Annotated in this window: 16 protein-coding genes and 2 tRNA genes; 12 read left to right on the forward strand and 6 right to left on the reverse strand. The window is 70.6% G+C overall.

Annotated features, from left to right (window positions below; translation table 11 throughout):
* The 5 genes from dnaA to ACQP2H_RS00025 all read left to right on the forward strand — a co-directional run bounded on the left by dnaA (window position 1) and on the right by ACQP2H_RS00025 (window position 6,607).
* Window positions 1-1,812: a chromosomal replication initiator protein DnaA gene (gene dnaA / locus ACQP2H_RS00005; protein WP_357532688.1), complete on the forward strand. Its 1,812-nt coding sequence runs from the start codon at window positions 1-3 to the stop codon at window positions 1,810-1,812.
* Between the two features lie 784 nt (window positions 1,813-2,596).
* Entirely contained in the window at window positions 2,597-3,730 is a 1,134-nt protein-coding gene (gene dnaN, locus ACQP2H_RS00010; protein WP_208565178.1) for a DNA polymerase III subunit beta, read from the forward strand.
* A gap of 41 nt (window positions 3,731-3,771) precedes the next feature.
* Entirely contained in the window at window positions 3,772-4,644 is an 873-nt protein-coding gene (gene gnd / locus ACQP2H_RS00015) for a phosphogluconate dehydrogenase (NAD(+)-dependent, decarboxylating) (RefSeq protein ID WP_208565179.1), read from the forward strand.
* Window positions 4,645-4,660: 16 nt separating this feature from the next.
* Window positions 4,661-5,794 carry a DNA replication/repair protein RecF gene (gene recF / locus ACQP2H_RS00020; RefSeq protein ID WP_219465394.1) on the forward strand — a complete coding sequence of 378 codons (1,134 nt, stop codon included), beginning with the start codon at window positions 4,661-4,663 and terminating at the stop codon, window positions 5,792-5,794.
* A 285-nt stretch (window positions 5,795-6,079) separates the two neighbouring features.
* The gene (locus tag ACQP2H_RS00025; RefSeq protein ID WP_219465396.1) at window positions 6,080-6,607 is read left to right on the forward strand and encodes a DUF721 domain-containing protein; all 528 of its coding nucleotides are present in this window, start codon (window positions 6,080-6,082) and stop codon (window positions 6,605-6,607) included.
* Window positions 6,608-6,638: 31 nt separating this feature from the next.
* Here ACQP2H_RS00025 and ACQP2H_RS00030 read toward each other — a convergent pair whose 3' ends face one another.
* Entirely contained in the window at window positions 6,639-6,866 is a 228-nt protein-coding gene (locus tag ACQP2H_RS00030) for a hypothetical protein (RefSeq protein WP_208565181.1), read from the reverse strand.
* A gap of 91 nt (window positions 6,867-6,957) precedes the next feature.
* Between ACQP2H_RS00030 and ACQP2H_RS00035 the strand changes: the two genes are divergently transcribed.
* Window positions 6,958-7,449: a MarR family winged helix-turn-helix transcriptional regulator gene (locus ACQP2H_RS00035; RefSeq protein ID WP_372443949.1), complete on the forward strand. Its 492-nt coding sequence runs from the start codon at window positions 6,958-6,960 to the stop codon at window positions 7,447-7,449.
* A 52-nt stretch (window positions 7,450-7,501) separates the two neighbouring features.
* Here the strand turns inward: ACQP2H_RS00035 and ACQP2H_RS00040 are convergent, their stop codons facing one another.
* The gene (locus ACQP2H_RS00040) at window positions 7,502-8,086 is read right to left on the reverse strand and encodes a hypothetical protein (RefSeq protein WP_219465400.1); all 585 of its coding nucleotides are present in this window, start codon (window positions 8,084-8,086) and stop codon (window positions 7,502-7,504) included.
* Between the two features lie 529 nt (window positions 8,087-8,615).
* Here ACQP2H_RS00040 and gyrB point away from each other — a divergent pair.
* From gyrB to ACQP2H_RS00070, 6 genes are all read left to right on the forward strand, one after another.
* The gene (gyrB, locus tag ACQP2H_RS00045; protein ID WP_219465402.1) at window positions 8,616-10,562 is read left to right on the forward strand and encodes a DNA topoisomerase (ATP-hydrolyzing) subunit B; all 1,947 of its coding nucleotides are present in this window, start codon (window positions 8,616-8,618) and stop codon (window positions 10,560-10,562) included.
* Between the two features lie 121 nt (window positions 10,563-10,683).
* The gene (gyrA, locus tag ACQP2H_RS00050) at window positions 10,684-14,466 is read left to right on the forward strand and encodes an intein-containing DNA gyrase subunit A (protein ID WP_433230278.1); all 3,783 of its coding nucleotides are present in this window, start codon (window positions 10,684-10,686) and stop codon (window positions 14,464-14,466) included.
* A 4-nt stretch (window positions 14,467-14,470) separates the two neighbouring features.
* Window positions 14,471-15,379, forward strand: a complete 909-nt coding sequence (locus ACQP2H_RS00055; RefSeq protein WP_208565186.1) for a DUF3566 domain-containing protein — start codon at window positions 14,471-14,473, stop codon at window positions 15,377-15,379.
* 287 nt (window positions 15,380-15,666) lie between these two features.
* A tRNA-Ile gene (locus ACQP2H_RS00060) sits at window positions 15,667-15,740 on the forward strand.
* A 49-nt stretch (window positions 15,741-15,789) separates the two neighbouring features.
* Window positions 15,790-15,918 (forward strand): DLW-39 family protein, encoded by a 129-nt coding sequence (locus tag ACQP2H_RS00065; RefSeq protein WP_218108253.1) that lies wholly within the window; start codon window positions 15,790-15,792, stop codon window positions 15,916-15,918.
* Window positions 15,919-15,960: 42 nt separating this feature from the next.
* Window positions 15,961-16,036, forward strand: a tRNA-Ala gene (locus ACQP2H_RS00070).
* A gap of 224 nt (window positions 16,037-16,260) precedes the next feature.
* On the opposite strand, the gene ACQP2H_RS00075 is transcribed toward ACQP2H_RS00070, so the two are convergent.
* From ACQP2H_RS00075 to ACQP2H_RS00090, 4 genes are read right to left on the reverse strand one after another with little or no spacing between them, the layout of a single operon-like run.
* Window positions 16,261-16,761, reverse strand: a complete 501-nt coding sequence (locus ACQP2H_RS00075; protein WP_357532694.1) for a hypothetical protein — start codon at window positions 16,759-16,761, stop codon at window positions 16,261-16,263.
* Entirely contained in the window at window positions 16,758-17,348 is a 591-nt protein-coding gene (locus tag ACQP2H_RS00080; RefSeq protein ID WP_433230282.1) for a CDP-alcohol phosphatidyltransferase family protein, read from the reverse strand. Before ACQP2H_RS00080 ends, ACQP2H_RS00075 begins: the two co-directional genes overlap by 4 nt.
* Entirely contained in the window at window positions 17,345-17,569 is a 225-nt protein-coding gene (locus ACQP2H_RS00085) for a hypothetical protein (protein ID WP_219465406.1), read from the reverse strand. The genes ACQP2H_RS00080 and ACQP2H_RS00085 overlap by 4 nt, the downstream gene beginning before the upstream one ends.
* Window positions 17,570-17,911 (reverse strand): ArsR/SmtB family transcription factor, encoded by a 342-nt coding sequence (locus ACQP2H_RS00090; RefSeq protein WP_219465407.1) that lies wholly within the window; start codon window positions 17,909-17,911, stop codon window positions 17,570-17,572.
* Window positions 17,912-17,947: the final 36 nt, after the last annotated feature.

A 17,947-nucleotide genomic window follows, 5' to 3' on the forward strand; every position in this document is an offset into this window, starting at 1 on the left:
GTGGCCGGAACGATCGACCTTGCCGCGGTGTGGACCGCGGCGACGGACGAACTCGCCGACGAGATCATCTCCGCCCAGCAGCGGGCCTACCTCAGGCTGACCCGGTTGCGGGCGATCGTCGAGGACACCGCGCTGCTCTCCGTGCCGGACGCCTTCACCCGGGACGTCATCGAGTCGCGGCTGCGACCGGCCATCACCGAGGCGCTCACCCGACGGCTGGGCCGGCCGATACAGGTCGCGGTGACCGTGCGGATCGCCGAGGACGCCGCCGGACGGCCCGCCGGCACCGTCTACCGCAGCGGACCGGAGGCCGCCGTCGTGGCGGAGCCCGGTCCGGCCGTGGACGACTATCCGGGGTTCCGGCCGTCGGCCTACGACGAACCCGAACCGTCGTACCCCCGGGAGGCCGGGCCACCGCCGGAGCAGCCCGGGGTCCGGTCGCCCGCCGGGCAACCGGAGCCGGACGGCCACCGCCCGGCCCGGGTTCCGGCCAGCCGCGACGGTGGTCAGGACACGCTGTTCGGCGTCGGCTTCGCCGAACCGGCGCGGATGGACCGCCCCGCCCCCGAGCGGCGCGGTTTCGAGGAACGTCACCGCGCCGAGCCCGACACCGACCCGCGCGGCTACGAGCCCGCCTACCGGGACCAGGGGCGGCCGCCGCGTGACCAGCAGGGTCCGCGCGGCCCGGCCCGCGACGGCGTCACCGACAGCGGGCCCGGTCGGGCCGGCACCGACCACCGACCCGGTGGCGGTGACCGACGCCCCGGCGGTACGGAGGGCAGCGGCAACCGGCTCAACCCGAAGTACATGTTCGAGACGTTCGTCATCGGCTCGTCCAACCGGTTCGCCCACGCGGCGAGCGTCGCGGTGGCCGAGTCACCGGCCAAGGCGTACAACCCGCTGTTCATCTACGGCAGCTCGGGGCTGGGCAAGACGCACCTGCTGCACGCGATCGGGCACTACGCCCAGACGCTCGGCAACGCCCGCTCGGTCCGGTACGTCTCGACCGAGGAGTTCACCAACGACTTCATCAACTCCCTGCGGGACGACAAGACCAGTGCGTTCCAGCGCCGCTACCGCGACGTCGACATCCTGCTGATCGACGACATCCAGTTCCTGGAGAACCGTGAGCGGACCCAGGAGGAGTTCTTCCACACCTTCAACACCCTGCACAACGCCAACAAGCAGATCGTGATCACCTCCGACCGTTCGCCGAAGCAGCTGGCGACGTTGGAGGACCGGCTGCGGACCCGGTTCGAGTGGGGGCTGCTCGCCGACATCCAGCCGCCCGACCTGGAGACCCGGATCGCGATCCTGCAGAAGAAGGCCGCCCAGGAGCGGCTGTACGCCCCGCCGGACGTGCTGGAGTTCATCGCCTCCCGGGTGTCGAACTCGATCCGGGAACTGGAGGGGGCGCTGATCCGGGTCACCGCGTTCGCCAGCCTCACCCGGTCCACCGTCGAGCTGTCGTTGGCCGAGGAGGTGCTGCGGGACTTCATCCCCGACGGCGCCGGCCCGGAGATCACCGCCGACCAGATCATGGTTTCCACCTCGGAGTACTTCGGGGTGAGCCTGGAGGACCTGCGCGGGCATTCACGCTCCCGGGTGCTGGTCAACGCCCGTCAGGTGGCCATGTACCTGTGTCGGGAGCTGACCGACCTCTCACTGCCCCGGATCGGGCAGGCGTTCGGCGGCCGGGACCACACCACCGTCATGCACGCCGACCGGAAGATCCGCCAGCAGATGGCGGAGCGGCGCTCGCTCTACAACCAGATCGCCGAGCTGACCAACCGGATCAAGCAGAACACCTGAGACGTACGCCACTTTCCACCCGTCGTCGACGCCCGGCCGAGCATCTCGGCCGGGCGTCTTCGTGTCGGCGCACGGCCCCGGTGGTCCCGTCCGCCCCGGGTCGCCGGGGCGCGTCCTGTGGATGAGTCGTCACCTTCGTCCACAGGACGGCCCGGTTGTCCACACCCCCTGTTCCACAACCGGTGGATAACCACGCTCCGTCCCGAGCCGGTTACCCACAGACTGTGGATAAACCCTGGGGACGGTGCTGTGGACGGCTGGGGACAACCGGGTCGTCCTCCACAGCCGACGGTGGGCCTGTGGGCAACCTGTTGAAGGTTCTGGGGACGGGCCGGCTCCGGGCCGACGCCGTCGTCCACAGCACTGGGGGTAAACCCGGTGGATAACCGGTGGACAACCGGTGGACGACGGTGGACAACGGTGGGGACATCCGGTGCCTGTGGACGACCGACCGGGTTTTCCCCCCGGTTCTCCACAGCGAACCCACCGGTGGATAACGGGTCTGACCTGCGACGACGCGAGTTACCCACAGTTTGCACAGGTGCGATGAAGACGATGAGTTATCTCTTCTAAAGAATCAAAAACCAATCATCACCGTTGGACTTCCTGTGGATCGGGCCGCAGCACTGCCGTCGGCAGTCGCCCCGGCACCGGAAGCACGGGGTCGGGCGCACAGCCGATGCCCACGCGCCCTAAGGTGCGATGGGTACCCGCACGGTCGGGCGGGGCGGTGGGCAGCGGTCGGCATGAGAGAGTTGTCGCTGACGTCGACGCGGAGGCATTGATGAAGTTCCGAGTGGAGCGCGACGCGCTCGCCGAAGCGGTGGCGTGGACCGCGAAGAGCCTGCCCAGCCGGCCGTCCGTACCGGTGCTCGCCGGGGTGATGCTGCGGGTCACCGACGGCAACCTCCAGGTCTCCGGCTTCGACTACGAGGTCTCCAGCCAGGTGACCGTCGAGGTGCAGGGGGACGCCGACGGCGCCGCCCTGGTCTCCGGCCGGCTGCTCGCCGAGATCACCAAGGCGCTCCCGGCCAAGCCGGTCGACATCGCCGCCGTCGGTGCCCACCTGGAGCTGGTCTGTGGCAGCGCCCGGTTCACCCTGCCGACCATGCCGGTGGAGGACTACCCCGCCCTGCCGGAGATGCCGGAGAGCGCGGGCACCGTCGAGGCCGCCGCGTTCGCCGCCGCCGTCGCCCAGGTGGCCATCGCGGCCGGCCGGGACGAGACGCTGCCGATGATGACCGGCGTCCGGCTGGAACTGTCCGGTGGCACCCTGGCGATGCTCGCCACCGACCGCTACCGGCTCGCCCTGCGCGAGATGGAGTGGAACCCGGACGACCCGGAGATCAGCATCAACGCCCTGGTGCCCGCCCGCACCCTGAACGACACCGCGAAGGCGCTCGGCCCGCTCGGCGGCCCGGTGACCATGGCGCTGTCCCAGGGCGCCGCCGGCGAGGGCATGATCGGCTTCTCCGGCGGCACCCGCCGGACCACCAGCCGGCTGCTCGACGGGGCCAACTACCCGCCGGTCCGCTCGCTCTTCCCGGCCACCAGCAACGCCGAGGCACGGGTCCCGGTCAGCACCCTGATCGAGGTGGTCAAGCGGGTCGCCCTGGTCGCCGAGCGGACCACCCCGGTGCTGCTCAGCTTCAGCAGCGACGGCCTGGTGGTCGAGGCCGGCGGCACCGAGGAGGCGCGGGCCAGTGAGGCGATGGAGGCCACCTTCACCGGCGAGCCGTTGACCATCGGCTTCAACCCGCAGTACCTGATCGACGGCCTGGCCAACCTGGGGGCCCAGTACGCCCTGCTGCGGTTCGTCGACGCGTTCAAGCCGGCGGTGATTTCGCCCGCAGGCGAGGATGGCGAGGTCATCCCTGGGTACCGGTACCTCATCATGCCGATCCGCGTGTCCCGCTGACCGCGCACCGGCACCACCCAGACGCACGGAGGTAGGGGCAGATGCAGCTCGGCCTGGTAGGACTCGGCCGGATGGGCGGCAACATGCGCGAGCGGTTGCGCGCCGCCGGTCAGGAGGTCGTCGGCTACGACCGCAACGCCGACCGCAGTGACGTCGCGAGCCTCGCCGAGCTGGCCGACAAGCTGGAGTCGCCCCGCGCGGTCTGGGTGATGGTCCCCGCCGCCGTCACCGACGCCACGATCGACGCGCTCGCCGAGGTGCTGGGCGACGGCGACATCATCATCGACGGCGGCAACTCGCGGTTCAGCGACGACGCCCCCCGGGCCGAACGGCTGGCCGCCCGCGGCATCGGCTACGTCGACGTCGGCGTCTCCGGCGGTGTCTGGGGCAACGTGAACGGCTACGCCCTGATGGTCGGCGGCGCGCAGGAGCACGTCGACCACCTGATGCCGATCTTCGAGGCGTTGAAGCCGGCCGGCGACCACGGCTTCGTGCACGCCGGTCCGGTCGGTGCCGGCCACTACGCCAAGATGGTGCACAACGGCATCGAGTACGGCCTGATGCACGCCTACGCCGAGGGTTTCGAGCTGCTGTCCGCCGCCGAGATGGTGACGAACGTGCCGGGCATCATCAAGTCGTGGCGGGAGGGGACCGTCGTGCAGTCCTGGCTGCTCGACCTGCTGGACCGGGCGTTGGACGAGGACCCGGACCTGGCCACCCTGACCGGCTACACCGACGACACCGGTGAGGGTCGCTGGACGGTCGACGAGGCGATCCGGTTGGCCGTCCCGCTGAACGTCATCACCGCCGCCCTGTTCGCCCGGTTCTCCTCCCGGCAGGACGACTCGCCCGCGATGAAGGCGGTCGCCGCGCTGCGCCAGCAGTTCGGCGGGCACGCCGTGCACAAGCGCTGAGCGGCATCCACAGGCTGTGTACGTCCGCCGGCTCGAACTGGTCGACTTCCGCTCGTACGAGCGGGTCGGCGTCGACCTGGAGCCGGGGCCGAACGTCCTGACCGGGGCGAACGGCGTCGGCAAGACCAACCTGGCGGAGGCGCTGGGCTACGTGGCGACCCTGGACTCGCACCGGGTCGCCACCGACGCCCCGCTGGTCCGGCTGGGCGCCACCTCGGCGGTGATCCGCTGCGCGGTGGTGCACGACGGCCGGGAACTCCTGATCGAGCTGGAGATCGTCCCCGGTAAGGCCAACCGGGCCCGGCTGGGGCGCTCCCCGGCCCGGCGGGCCCGGGACGTGATCGGCGCGTTGCGGCTGGTGCTGTTCGCCCCGGAGGACCTGGAACTCGTCCGGGGTGACCCGGCGGAACGCCGCCGCTACCTCGACGACCTGCTGGTGCTCCGGCAGCCCCGGTACGCGGGGGTGCGCGCCGACTACGAACGGGTGGTCAAGCAGCGCAACGCCCTGCTCCGCACGGCGTACCTGGCCCGTAAGACGGGCGGGTCGCGCGGCGGTGACCTGTCGACCCTGGCGGTCTGGGACGCCCACCTGGCGCAGCACGGGGCCGAGTTGCTCGCCGGCCGGCTGGAACTGGTCGCCGCGCTCACCCCGCACGTGGCGAAGGCGTACGACGCGGTGGCGGCGGGGGCGGGGGCGGCGGGGATCGCGTACCGGCCGTCGGTGGAGCTGACCGGGGTGGGCACCGACCGGCAGGTGCTGGCCGAGGCGTTGACCGCCGCGCTGGCGGAGTCCCGGTCGGCCGAGATCGAACGGGGCACCACCCTGGTCGGGCCGCACCGCGACGACCTCGTGCTCACCCTCGGCCCGCTGCCCGCCAAGGGGTACGCCAGCCACGGCGAGTCCTGGTCGTACGCGCTGGCCCTGCGGCTGGCCGGGTACGACCTGCTGCGCGCCGACGGGATCGAACCGGTGCTGGTGCTCGACGACGTCTTCGCCGAGCTGGACGCGGGTCGCCGGGAACGGCTGGCCGAACTGGTCGGTGGGGCCGGTCAGCTGCTGGTGACCTGTGCGGTGGACGACGACGTCCCGGTGGCCCTGCGCGGCGCCCGGTACGCGGTGGGCGACGGGACGGTCCGCCGTGTCGACTGAGCCGGAGCAACCCGCCGGGCCCCGGAAGGCGACCGGCGGCCAGGGGCGCACCGCCCCGGGCGGGGCACGCGGTGCGCGTACCGCCGGGGGGACCGGTGGGGGTGCGGACGGCGCGCGGGCCCGCTCGGCCGGAACCGGCGCGGACGCCGGTGCCGGTGGGGTGCGGACACCGCCTCCCGGGGCGGCGCCGGGGCCGGTGGTGGTGGACGGGCCGGTGGTGGTGCGGGCACCGCTGGACCGTCGGGTACCGGCTCGTCCGACGCCGGGGCGGGCGGTGGTGCCGGGGTGGCGGAGGCGGGTGCGGCGCAGGCGACCGGGCCGGAGCTGGCGCGGGCGGTGCTGGACGCGGCGAAGGCCCGGCGGGAGTCGGCGGCCCGTAACCGCCGCCCGGGGGTCACCGGTGCTGCCGACGGGGCCGGCCGGCGGCTGCGCGGCTATTCGGGGCCGGGACCGGACCCGCGTGACCCGCAACCGCTTGGTGCGGTGCTGGAGCGGCTGATGAAGGCGCGCGGCTGGCAGCAACCGGCCGCCGAGGCGACCGTCTTCGGTGCCTGGGAGAAGGTCGTCGGGGCGGAGATCGCCCAGCACAGCCGCCCGGTCAAGCTGGAGGACGGCGAGTTGACCGTGGAGGCCCGGTCGACGGCGTGGGCCACCCAGCTGCGCTTGCTGGCCGGGTCGCTGCTCAAGCGGATCGCCGGGGAGGTCGGCCACAACGTGGTGCGCAAGCTGCACATCCACGGGCCGGCGGCACCGTCCTGGTCACGGGGGCCGCGTCGGGTACGCGGTCGGGGGCCGCGCGACACCTACGGCTGAGGCTCACCCCTCACCGCTCGGGGCTCACTGCTCACCGCTCGGCGCGACGGGCCTCCCGCTCGGCGCGTTTGCGTTCCCGCTGCTCGCGGCTCCACTGCTTGCGTCGTTCCAGGTCGGCTTTCCAGGCGTCGCGGGCCTGGCGGGAGCCGCCCTGCACCGCGCCGGCCACCTCCGGCGGGCCGGCCAGGTTCTTGAAGGCCCAGGCGAGGAGTCGACCGCCCTCGCCCGGGGCCTTCGTCACCGGCTTGTCCTCGCTCATCGGCACCGACCCCCCTGCTGACGATTGGTGTGCAAACCATTGGTACACCAATCGTTGGTAGCATCGCAACGGCGACGAGGAGGTGCACGTGGTGGACGGCCCACCCGACGGGGATCCGCTGGCGTTGGAGGAGCAGGTCTGCTTCGCGCTCTCCGTCGCCGCGCGCGGCGTCGTCGCGGTCTACCGGCCGCTCCTGGAACCGATGGGGCTGACCCACCCGCAATATCTGGTCATGCTGGCGCTCTGGCAGCACGCGCCGCTGTCGGTACGCGAGCTGAGCCGGCTGCTCCAGCTCGACCCCGGCACCCTGTCGCCACTGCTCAAGCGCCTGGAGGCGGCCGGCTATCTCCGCCGTGAGCGGGACCCCGCCGACGAACGCAGCCTCGCGGTCTCGCTCACCGGGAGCGGGCGGGCGCTGCGGGCCCGTGCCGAGCAGATCCCCCCGGCCGTCGTCGCCCGGCTCGGGTTGCCGCTGGCCGAACTACGCGACCTGCACGGCGCGCTGACCCGGGTGATCGCCGCCGCCAACGGCGCGGTGACGGCCGGGCCACCACCTGCCGGGCCGGCGACGCCGGACAGCTAGCCGCCGCGCACCGCCCGGCCAGCCGGGGTCAGCCGCCACCGTGCGGGTGCGGTCAGGGCTGCGGGCCGGGCCGGCGACCGGGCTCGGCGTCGGCGTAGACCGCGAAGCCCCGGTCGGCGCAGCGCCGGTAGAAGGCGGCCAGGACGCCCAGCTCGGCACAGGTGAAGTCCCACTGCGGCGGGTCACCGTTCTCGTCGCGCAGCCGGTCGAGCCGGCTGCCCAGCCAGCGCAGCTGCTGCTCGGCGAGACGCCCGTCACCGAGCAGCGCGCGGAGCACGTCGCTGACCGACTCGAAGGTCACCGTCTCGCCGTGCGGCCGGTGCTGGACGACGAACTTCTCCACCCCGCCGGCGATCCAGGAGCAACCGTCCGGATCGATCACCGGGTCCTCGTCCTCGGCGGCGGCGTCGGTGGCGTAGAGCACATTCTCCAGCCCGAGGATCAGGTCGACCAGCTCGGTGTAGGCGGTGGCCCGGACCGTGCCGGTCTTGGCGATGTGCTCGGCGAGCGCGGCGGTCGGCGCGGAGATCCGGGGGATGTCCACGACCTCGCCGAAGTCGACGAACTCGGCCGGCGCGACCGGGTCGTAGAAGCGGCCGGTCCGCGGCCAGTGCACCGCGACATTGTCCAGCCCCATCTGGTGTCACCTTTCGAGAGCACGGGTCGGGTCGATCGGGTCCATCGTCCCGGTTGCGGGTGGAAAAGATCAAGACGGGCAACTTTGCCGCGCGCCGCAAAGCTACGGTACGGCCACCGTCGGACGCGACCCCCGCCCCGCCCGGCAGGGCGGCCGATTCCGTGGCGGCGGCCACGGAGGTGGGGCCGGGGCGTGTAGGGGGAGTCGCGGACAGCGAGATTCGGCCGGCTACGAGGGTCTCAGCCGCCTTCCAGGGGTGCCGAGTGGCGGTTCTGTCGTGTGCGCACAGTAAGATTGACGGTGAGACGACGACCTGACGCGGTGCGACGGACAGGGGCCCTCACCGGCCCTTGATCAACGTCCCGGGTCGGGTCTGGCCGATCGCGATCCGCGGGCAACCGCGGCGACCGGCGCGCACGATCCGCGACCGCCCTGCGGGGCCGCCGCCCGTGTGCGCCGACGTCGTGTCCTGTCCGCCGAACCCGCGCACCCGCGCCCCGGCGCGGGCGGTGCGAGAAAGTGGCCGAGGGTGGCAGCGCAGGACAAGCAGGAGTACGGCGCAGAGTCGATCACCGTCCTCGAAGGGCTGGAGGCGGTCCGCAAGCGGCCCGGCATGTACATCGGGTCCACCGGCGAGCGTGGCCTGCACCACCTGGTGTGGGAGGTCGTGGACAACGCGGTCGACGAGGCGCTCGCCGGTCACTGCGACACCATCGACGTGGTGCTGCTCGCCGACGGCGGGGTCCGGGTCACCGACAACGGCCGTGGCTTCCCGGTCGACCTGCACCCCAAGCTCAAGAAGCCGGGTGTCGAGGTCGCGCTGACCGTGCTGCACGCGGGCGGCAAGTTCGACGGCAAGGCGTACGCGGTCTCCGGTGGTCTGCACGGCGTCGGCGTCTCCGTGGTGAACGCCCTCTCCACCCGGATGGCCGTCGAGATCCACAAGTCCGGCTTCGTCTGGCGGCAGAAATACCACAACTCCAAGCCCGACGCGCTGGAGAAGGGCGAGACCACCGACCGCACCGGCTCGGCGGTCTCCTTCTGGCCGGACCCGGACGTCTTCGAGACGACCGACTTCGACTTCCAGACCATCTACCGCCGGCTCCAGGAGATGGCCTTCCTCAACCGGGCCCTCTCCATCCACCTGCTCGACGAGCGGGTCGCCGAGGGCGAGGAGGGCAAGCCCCGCGAGGTCACCTTCTACTACGAGGGCGGCATCGCGGACTTCGTCCGGCACCTCAACGCCTCCAAGAACCCGATGCACAAGACGGTGGTCGAGTTCGCCGCCGAAGAAGAAGGCATGTCGGTCGAGATCGCCATGCAGTGGAACGAGTCGTACGGCGAGTCGGTCTACACCTTCGCCAACACGATCAACACGCACGAGGGTGGCACCCACGAGGAGGGCTTCCGGGCCGCGCTGACCAGCGTGGTCAACCGCTACGGCGCGGACAAGAAGCTGCTCAAGGGCGACGAGAAGCTCTCCGGCGAGGACATCCGCGAGGGCCTTGCCGCGATCATCTCGGTCAAGCTGGCCAACCCGCAGTTCGAGGGCCAGACCAAGACCAAGCTGGGCAACACCCCGGTCAAGAGCTTCGTGCAGCGGGTCTGCAACGACCGGCTGGTCGACTGGTTCGACCGGAACCCGGCGGAGGCCAAGACGATCATCCAGAAGGCGTCCCAGGCGGCCCGGGCCCGGATCGCCGCCCAGCAGGCGCGCAAGCTGGCCCGGCGCAAGTCGCTGCTGGAGTCGGGCTCGATGCCGGGCAAGCTGGCCGACTGCCAGTCCACCGACCCGCGCGAGTCCGAGGTGTTCATCGTCGAGGGCGACTCGGCCGGCGGCTCGGCCAAGCAGGGGCGCGACCCGCGTACCCAGGCGATCCTGCCGATCCGCGGCAAGATCCTCAACGTGGAGAAGGCCCGGATCGACCGGGTGCTCAAGAACAACGAGGTCCAGGCGCTGATCACCGCGCTGGGCACCGGCATCCACGACGACTTCGACATGGAGAAGCTGCGGTACCACAAGGTGGTGCTGATGGCCGACGCCGACGTCGACGGCCAGCACATCCAGACCCTCCTGCTCACCCTGCTGTTCCGCTTCATGCGTCCGCTGGTCGAGCTGGGTCACGTCTACCTGGCCGCCCCGCCGCTCTACAAGATCAAGTGGAACAAGAAGGGCGACGACGCCCAGTACGCGTACTCCGACCGGGAACGCGACGGGCTGATCGCGCTGCGCCAGCAGAAGAAGCCCAACGCCAAGCCGGACGACATCCAGCGGTTCAAGGGTCTCGGCGAGATGAACTATCCCGAGCTGTGGGAGACCACGATGAACCCGGCCACCCGGACCCTGCGTCAGGTCACCCTCGACGACGCCGCCACCGCCGACGAGCTGTTCAGCGTGCTGATGGGTGAGGACGTCGAGGCCCGCCGCTCGTTCATCCAGCGCAACGCCAAGGACGTGCGGTTCCTCGACATCTGACGGGCCGGCCGGCCGGTGCCGCACCGGCCGGCCGCCGTCCACCGGGTTATCCACAGCCTGGCCGGTTTCCACAGCGTTATCCACAGCACGAACACGACTCTGAGTCTGATAAGGGTTAACAGTGACCGATACTCCCGAGTCCACCCCGAACGAGCCGGAGACCCCCGAGACACCACTCGCGGCGGTCGTCCAGCACGACCGGATCGAGCCGGTCGGGCTCGAGGTCGAGATGCAGCGCTCGTACCTCGACTACGCGATGAGCGTGATCGTCGGGCGGGCACTGCCGGACGTCCGGGACGGGCTCAAGCCGGTCCACCGCAAGATCCTCTACGCCATGTACGACTCGGGTTACCGGCCGGACCGGGGCTACGTGAAGTGCTCCCGGGTCGTCGGCGACGTGATGGGGCAGTTCCACCCGCACGGCGACTCGGCCATCTATGACGCGCTGGTCCGGATGGCCCAGCCCTGGGCGCTGCGCTACCCCCTGGTCGACGGCAACGGCAACTTCGGCTCGCCCGGAAATGATCCGGCTGCGGCCATGAGATATTGTCTGACCGCAGATGTCCGGATTCGTACCACCGGCGGCAGCGTCCGGATCGGCGATGTGGTGCCGGACGCCGCGCCGAGCAGCGAGACCGACGTCGACCTGAAGGTCCGCGACCGCAACGGCGACCTGGTAGGTGCGTCGAAATTCTTCCACTCCGGCGAGCACCCGACGCTGCGGCTGCGCACCCGCGAGGGGTACGAGCTGACCGGCACCCACAACCACCCGGTGCTCTGCCTGGTGGACGTGGCCGGGGTGCCGACCCTGCTCTGGAAGCTGCTCGCCGAGATCTCCCCGGGCGACCGGGTGGTGCTCCAACGGACGGTGCCGGACGAGATCGGCTACCCGATGCTGGAGCACGTCGAGGCGGCCGTTCTGGCCGGTGCCTTCGTGTCGGAAGGCTGGGTCTCGCCGGCCCGCGCGGGCTTCAACAACGTGGACCGGGACTTCTTCCTGCGCGTCGTTGCCGCCTACGACCTGGCCGTCGGTGGCCCCCGGTACGTCAGCGAGCGGGTGATCGCCTCGGGCAGCACCCTGCACGAGCTGGACGTCCAGGACCTGTCGGCGTTGCGCGCCAGCATCCTCGGCGAGCTGGTCGGTGCGCGTAGCGCCGCGAAGTTCGTGCCCGAGTTCGTCTGGCAGGGGCCGGCCGCGATCAAGCGGGCGTTCCTCCAGGCGCTCTTCGAGGGCGACGGGTCGTCCTCGCTGCTGCCCCGCAACACCATCCAGGTCTCGTACTCGACCCGCAGCGAGCGGTTGGCCCGCGAGGTCCAGCAGCTGCTGCTGGAGTTCGGCGTCGTCAGCCGCCAGTGCCGGTACGACGACGGCGAGATCAAGGTGGTGGTGACCAACCGCCGCGACGCCCGGATCTTCGCCGCCCACGTCGGCTTCCTCGGCCGCAAGCAGGCCAAGCTGGAGTCCGAGCTGGCCTCGGTGCCGGCGAGCAGCACGGCGTTGTCCAGCGACCACGTGCCGCTGGTGGGCGACTTCATCCGGGAGTACGGCGCGACCCGCTGGACCGAGCGGGACTGGCTGCGCCGGCACAACGTCGACCGGATCGAGCGTTGGGAGCGGGACCGCGACGAGATCGCCGCCCGGATCACCAACACCGAGGTGCTCGACGTGGTCGAGCCGTTGGTCGACGGGCGGTTCTACTACGCCGAGGTGGCCGAGGTCGCCGATGCGGGTGTGCAGCCGGTCTACAGCGTCCGGGTGGACACCGAGGACCACTCCTTCGTCTCCGACGGTTTCGTCAGCCACAACACCGAATGCAAGCTCGACCCGCTGGCGATGGAGATGCTGCGGGACATCGACGAGGACACCGTCGACCTCCAGGACAACTACGACGGCCGGGCCAAGGAGCCCACCATCCTGCCGTCGCGCATCCCCAACCTGCTGGTCAACGGCTCCGAGGGCATCGCGGTCGGGATGGCCACCAAGATCCCGCCGCACAACCTGCGCGAGATCGGCGCGGCGGTGCAGTGGTGCCTGGAGAACCCGGAGGCCGACGAGGCGACCACGCTCGAAGCGCTGCTGGAGATCGTCAAGGGTCCGGACTTCCCCACCCACGGGTTGATCGTCGGTCAGTCCGCCATCCAGGACGCGTACCGGACCGGTCGCGGGTCCATCCGGATGCGCGCGGTGGTGGAGGTCGAGGAGGACAAGCGGGGCCGGCCGGCGCTCGTCGTCAGCGAGCTGCCCTACCAGGTCAACCCGGACAACCTCGCCGAGCGGATCGCCGAGCTGATCAAGGAGGGCAAGCTCGCCGGCATCGCCGACATCCGGGACGAGTCCTCCGGGCGTACCGGCATGCGGATCGTGCTGGTGCTCAAGCGCGACGCGGTCGCCAAGGTGGTGCTGAACAACCTCTACAAGCACACCCAGCTCCAGGAGACCTTCGGCGCCAACATGCTGGCCCTGGTCGACGGGGTGCCGCGCACGCTCAACCTGGCCCAGTTCCTCCGCTACTACGTCGAGCACCAGATCGAGGTGATCCGGCGGCGGACCGCGTTCCGGCTGCGCAAGGCTGAGGAGCGGGCGCACATCCTGCGCGGTCTGTCCAAGGCGCTGGACGCGCTGGACGAGGTGATCGCCCTGATCCGGCGCTCGCCCACCGTCGACGACGCCCGGCAGGGCCTGATCCGGCTGCTGGAGATCGACGAGATCCAGGCGACCGCGATCCTGGACATGCAGCTGCGCCGGCTGGCCGCCCTGGAACGGCAGCGGATCCTGGACGACCTGGCCAAGCTGGAAATCGAGATCGCCGACCTCAAGGACATCCTCGCCAAGCCGGAGCGGCAGCGGAAGATCGTCTCCGAGGAGCTGAGCGAGATCGTCGCGAAGTGGGGCGACGAGCGGCGTACGAAGATCATCCCGTTCGACGGCGAGGTCTCGATGGAGGACCTGATCGCCCGTGAGGACGTGGTGGTGACCATCACCCGCACCGGGTACGCCAAGCGCACCAAGGTCGACCTCTACCGCTCCCAGCGGCGCGGCGGCAAGGGCGTGAGCGGCGCGACCCTGCGGCAGGACGACATTGTCAGCCACTTCTTCGTATGCTCCACGCACGACTGGATTTTGTTCTTCACCAACAAGGGCCGCGTGTACCGGGCCAAGGCGTACGAGTTGCCCGAGGCCAGTAGGGTGGCCAAGGGCCAACACGTGGCCAACCTGCTCGCCTTCCAGCCGGACGAGCAGATCGCGCAGATCATCGAAATCCCGAACTACCAGGTGGCCCCCTACCTGGTACTGGCCACGAGAAACGGCCTGGTGAAGAAGACCCGACTCGAGGAGTTCGACTCCAACCGGTCCGGCGGCGTCATCGCGATCAACCTGCGCGATGAGGACGAGCTGGTCGGTGCCGTCCTCGCGGCGCCGGAGCAGGACCTGCTGCTCGTTTCCAAGAAGGCTCAGGCGATCCGGTTCAACGCCTCCGACGAGGCGTTGCGCCCGATGGGCCGGGCCACCTCGGGTGTGATCGGCATGCGCTTCACCGACGACGACGTCCTGCTGGCCATGGAGGTCGTCCGGGAGGGCCTGGACGTCCTGGTGGCCACGAACGGGGGATACGCGAAACGTACCCCCATCGAGGAATACCCCGTCCAGGGTCGGGGAGGTAAGGGCGTGTTGACTGCGAAGATCACCGAGCGCCGCGGTGGTCTGGTCGGCGCGGTCGTGATCGACCCGGACGACGAGCTGTTCGCGATCACCAGCAACGGCGGCGTCATCCGGACTCCGGTGAAGCCTGTACGCCGTACCCGTGACCGGAACACAATGGGGGTCAAGCTGATGGACCTCCCGGACGGCGTGACTATCGTGGCGATTGCTCGCAATGCCGACGAGCCTGACGAACAGGACTAGTTGAATGACGGAGACACAGGCGAAGTCGGGGAACAAGGGGACCTCGGCCACCCCGGTCGACGAGGAGGCCGCCAAGAGCGGCACAACCCCTGCCGGCCGCGCCGCGGTGGGCCGGGCGACCGTCCCCGCCGACGCGCCTGCCCCGAAGTTCACCCGGGCACCCGGCATGGCACCGCCGCCGGACAAGCCGGGTGAGGACTCGGGGACGACCGAGCAACCCCAGCCGACGGGCACCGACGCGCCGTCCTCCGCCACCCAGCCGGTGGCCACCACGGCCAGGTCGAGCAACACGACACAGCCGATCTCACTGGGGGCAGCCGCCTCCCCGTCCACGACCGGCACCCAGCCGAAGATCGGCGGCGGGTTCCGGCCGTCCCCGGACACCGGGCGTACCGGCGCGGGCGGGGGCGCGGGTAACACCCGGCCGGCCAACGGCGGTGGGCTGCCACCGGGCCTCGGTGGCCCGGCGGCCGTCGGAGCCGCCCGGGTGGGTGACGCGGTACGCGCCGCGCGTACCTCGGTCAGTTCCGCTGCCTCCCGGGGGCCGCGCCGCGCCCGGCTGAACCTCAAGCGGATCGACCCGTGGTCCGTGATGAAGTTCGCCTTCGCGGTCTCCGTCGTCCTGTTCATCGTGGTGGTCGTGGCGACCTCGGTGCTCTATCTCGCGCTGGACGCGATGGGTGTCTTCCAGAGCGTCAACGACAGCTTGACCGACCTGGTCAGCGCGAGCGGTGGGCAGGGCGCCGACGGTGGCTTCCAGATCACCGCCAAGGGCGTCATCCTCACCTCCGCCCTGATCGGGCTGGTCAACGTGGTGCTGTTCACCGCGCTGGCCACCCTCGGCGCGTTCGTCTACAACGTCTGTGCCGACCTGGTCGGCGGGATCGAGTTGACGCTCGCCGAACGCGACTGATTCGACCCGACGCCGGGGTGCCGCCTACCGCGGTCACCCCGGCGTCGTGCTTTCCCACCCACCCGCCCACCACCAGCCGTCCCCGCCCTCGCTCCTGGGGATGCGGCGGTGTGGGAGCCGCTCCGCTACCGCTGTGGCGGGGTTGGAGTGGAGCTCCGATCGCCCGACCGGGGTAAACGGCTCGCCCCGATCAGGGGTGGCCGGTACGGTCGGGAAGGCGCGGGAGCGTCGGCCACCCCGATTTGGGAGCGGACGATGCGATGGGTTAACCTTGCTCGTCGCTACGCGGGGCTATAGCTCAGTCGGTTAGAGCGCAGAGCTGATAACTCTGAGGTCGCTGGTTCGATTCCAGCTAGCCCCACCGCACACAGTTCCGGCGAGCAGTCGAGTCGAGCGCGAGGGGTCGCCCCATGTTCAAGAAGCTGCTGTTCCTGGTCGGCATCATCGGTGTCGCCGCCGTGGTGGCCAAGAAGGTCAAGGCTTCCAACGACGAGCGCGCCCTCTGGCACGAGGCGACCACCTCGCCCGACCTGCGCTGACCGGCCCGGCTCCGGCCAGCACCCGGCGGCCCGGCCCGCCCGGGGGCCCTAGCTCAACTGGCAGAGCACTGCCTTTGCAAGGCAGGGGTTAGGGGTTCGAGTCCCCTGGGCTCCACCAGCACCACCCTTGACCGGGCTTCTCGTCCCGTGGAGATCAACGGGCACCTGGTGGGCACAGATCAGGATTGATCTTGAGTCGTTCTGGAACCTGCCACCCGGTTTCCGGCGGCGCCGACCACGCCCTTCGGACGTTCCCGCTTCGTCACCGGTGCACCGCTGCCCGACCGGCGGCCGAGCCGCCAGTCCACGGCGGAGACGACCGTGGTGGGCCGGTCCGCGTGCTCAGTAACCGGCGAGCCGCGGCATCAGCGCGATCGCCACGAAGCGGATCGTGCGGCCCAGCAGGCACGTCGCCGCGAACGCGACCGGACGCAGGGGCGTGCGTCCCAGGTAGACGCTGGTGGCCAGTAACGGCGGAAACCCGGTGACCGCGCTGACCAACAGCATGCCGGTGGCCTGGCGGGGACGCTCCATCACCTCGACGAGTCGTGCGCCGGCCGCCTTCGGGCGCGCGAGCATCGTCCCCCACCGGCCCGGCGGTCTCGGTGTGCCGGGCGTGTGCCTGGTGAGTCGGCGTCGCAGCCAGGGTGAGTGGATCGCGCCGCGCGTACCGAGAAAGATCAGTAATTTTCCGGTGGTCTGACCGGCTGCGGCGGCGACGCCGAGCGCCACGGGCGGCGTGCCGGTCGTGGCCACCGCCGCCATCAGATAGGGCTCGGCCGGGGTGAACGGCAGGAACGCCGACAGCAGCCCGACGGCCGCAGCCGCCAGAACGGCGATCATGGCTGGGTGGACGGTGGGCCGACCGGCAGATTGGCGGCGGACACCAGCGAGACGACCTTCACCACGGCGACGCCGAGGGCGAAGGTGACGGCGACGGCGGCCGGCGCGAAGATCGCCAGCAGCACCACCGCGGCGGTGTTCAGCGCCTTCGCCGGCGGAGACCAGTTCCACCGGTAGATGCGCCGGTCGACGCAGCCGAAGTAGTTCGGGCTCAGCAGGGGCCAGCGCAGGAACATCAGGCTCAGCAGCTGATCGACGACCATGAACTGGACGAGGAACACCGCGATCGGCAGCGCGGTGTCGGGCCGCAGCACGACGAGTGCCGCAGCGCAGGCCGACGTGCAGGCCCGGTCGGCGACTATGTCGAAGACCGCGCCGGCGCGGGTCTCCTGCCCCAGGGCGCGGGCGGCGACACCGTCGAGGATGTCACCGATCCAGTAGACCAGGTACGCGGCGACGAGCAGGTGGGCGTCGCGGTGGGTCAGCGCCGCCACCGCGAGCCCGAAGGAGCCGGCCGTGCGTACGGCGGTGACGGCGTTGGGGACGTTGACCAGAGTGACCGGCGGTGCGAGCCCGAGCGCCGTCATTCGGCGTCTTTGAGGATGCGTTGCAGGTCGACGGTCCGGCGGTGCAGATCGGCCAGTTGCGTGCTCATCTCGGCGAGCAGCCGAGACGTTTCGGCGGCCTGCTCGGCGTACTGCCGCTGCAGTTCGCTCGACACCTCGGTCCGCTTGCGGACGCCCGCATACCAGACGACGGAGATGAGCACGGCGGCGACGACGATCAGGAAGACCGAGGCGGCGTCCATCTAACTGGTTCCCTTCGGTGGGGAGTCGCCGTCTCCGGCGTTGCTCAGGGTCGCGGCGGCAGCCGCCACCACGTCGGGCGTGAGCTGGAGCGAGAACGGTGTGACCTCGTAGTACTTGAGCGCCTTGCCGTCATCGGACAACTCCAGGTGGGCGGTGACCAGGCCGGCCCGCTCCAATTTCTTGAGGTGCACCTGGAGCAGCGCACGGCTGATGCCCAGGTCGCGGGCGAGCTGTGAGACGTAGGAACGGCCGCCGGTCAACGCGGCGAGCACGCGGAGTCGGTGCGGACTGGCCAACGTGGCGAGAATCTCGACCAGCCGATCGCCGGTCAAGTTTCCCATAGTTCATCTTGGCTCATGCCAACTATTATTTGCATG

The organism is Micromonospora sp. CA-248260 (genome assembly GCF_050942205.1).
GTDB lineage: Bacteria > Actinomycetota > Actinomycetes > Mycobacteriales > Micromonosporaceae > Micromonospora > Micromonospora antibiotica.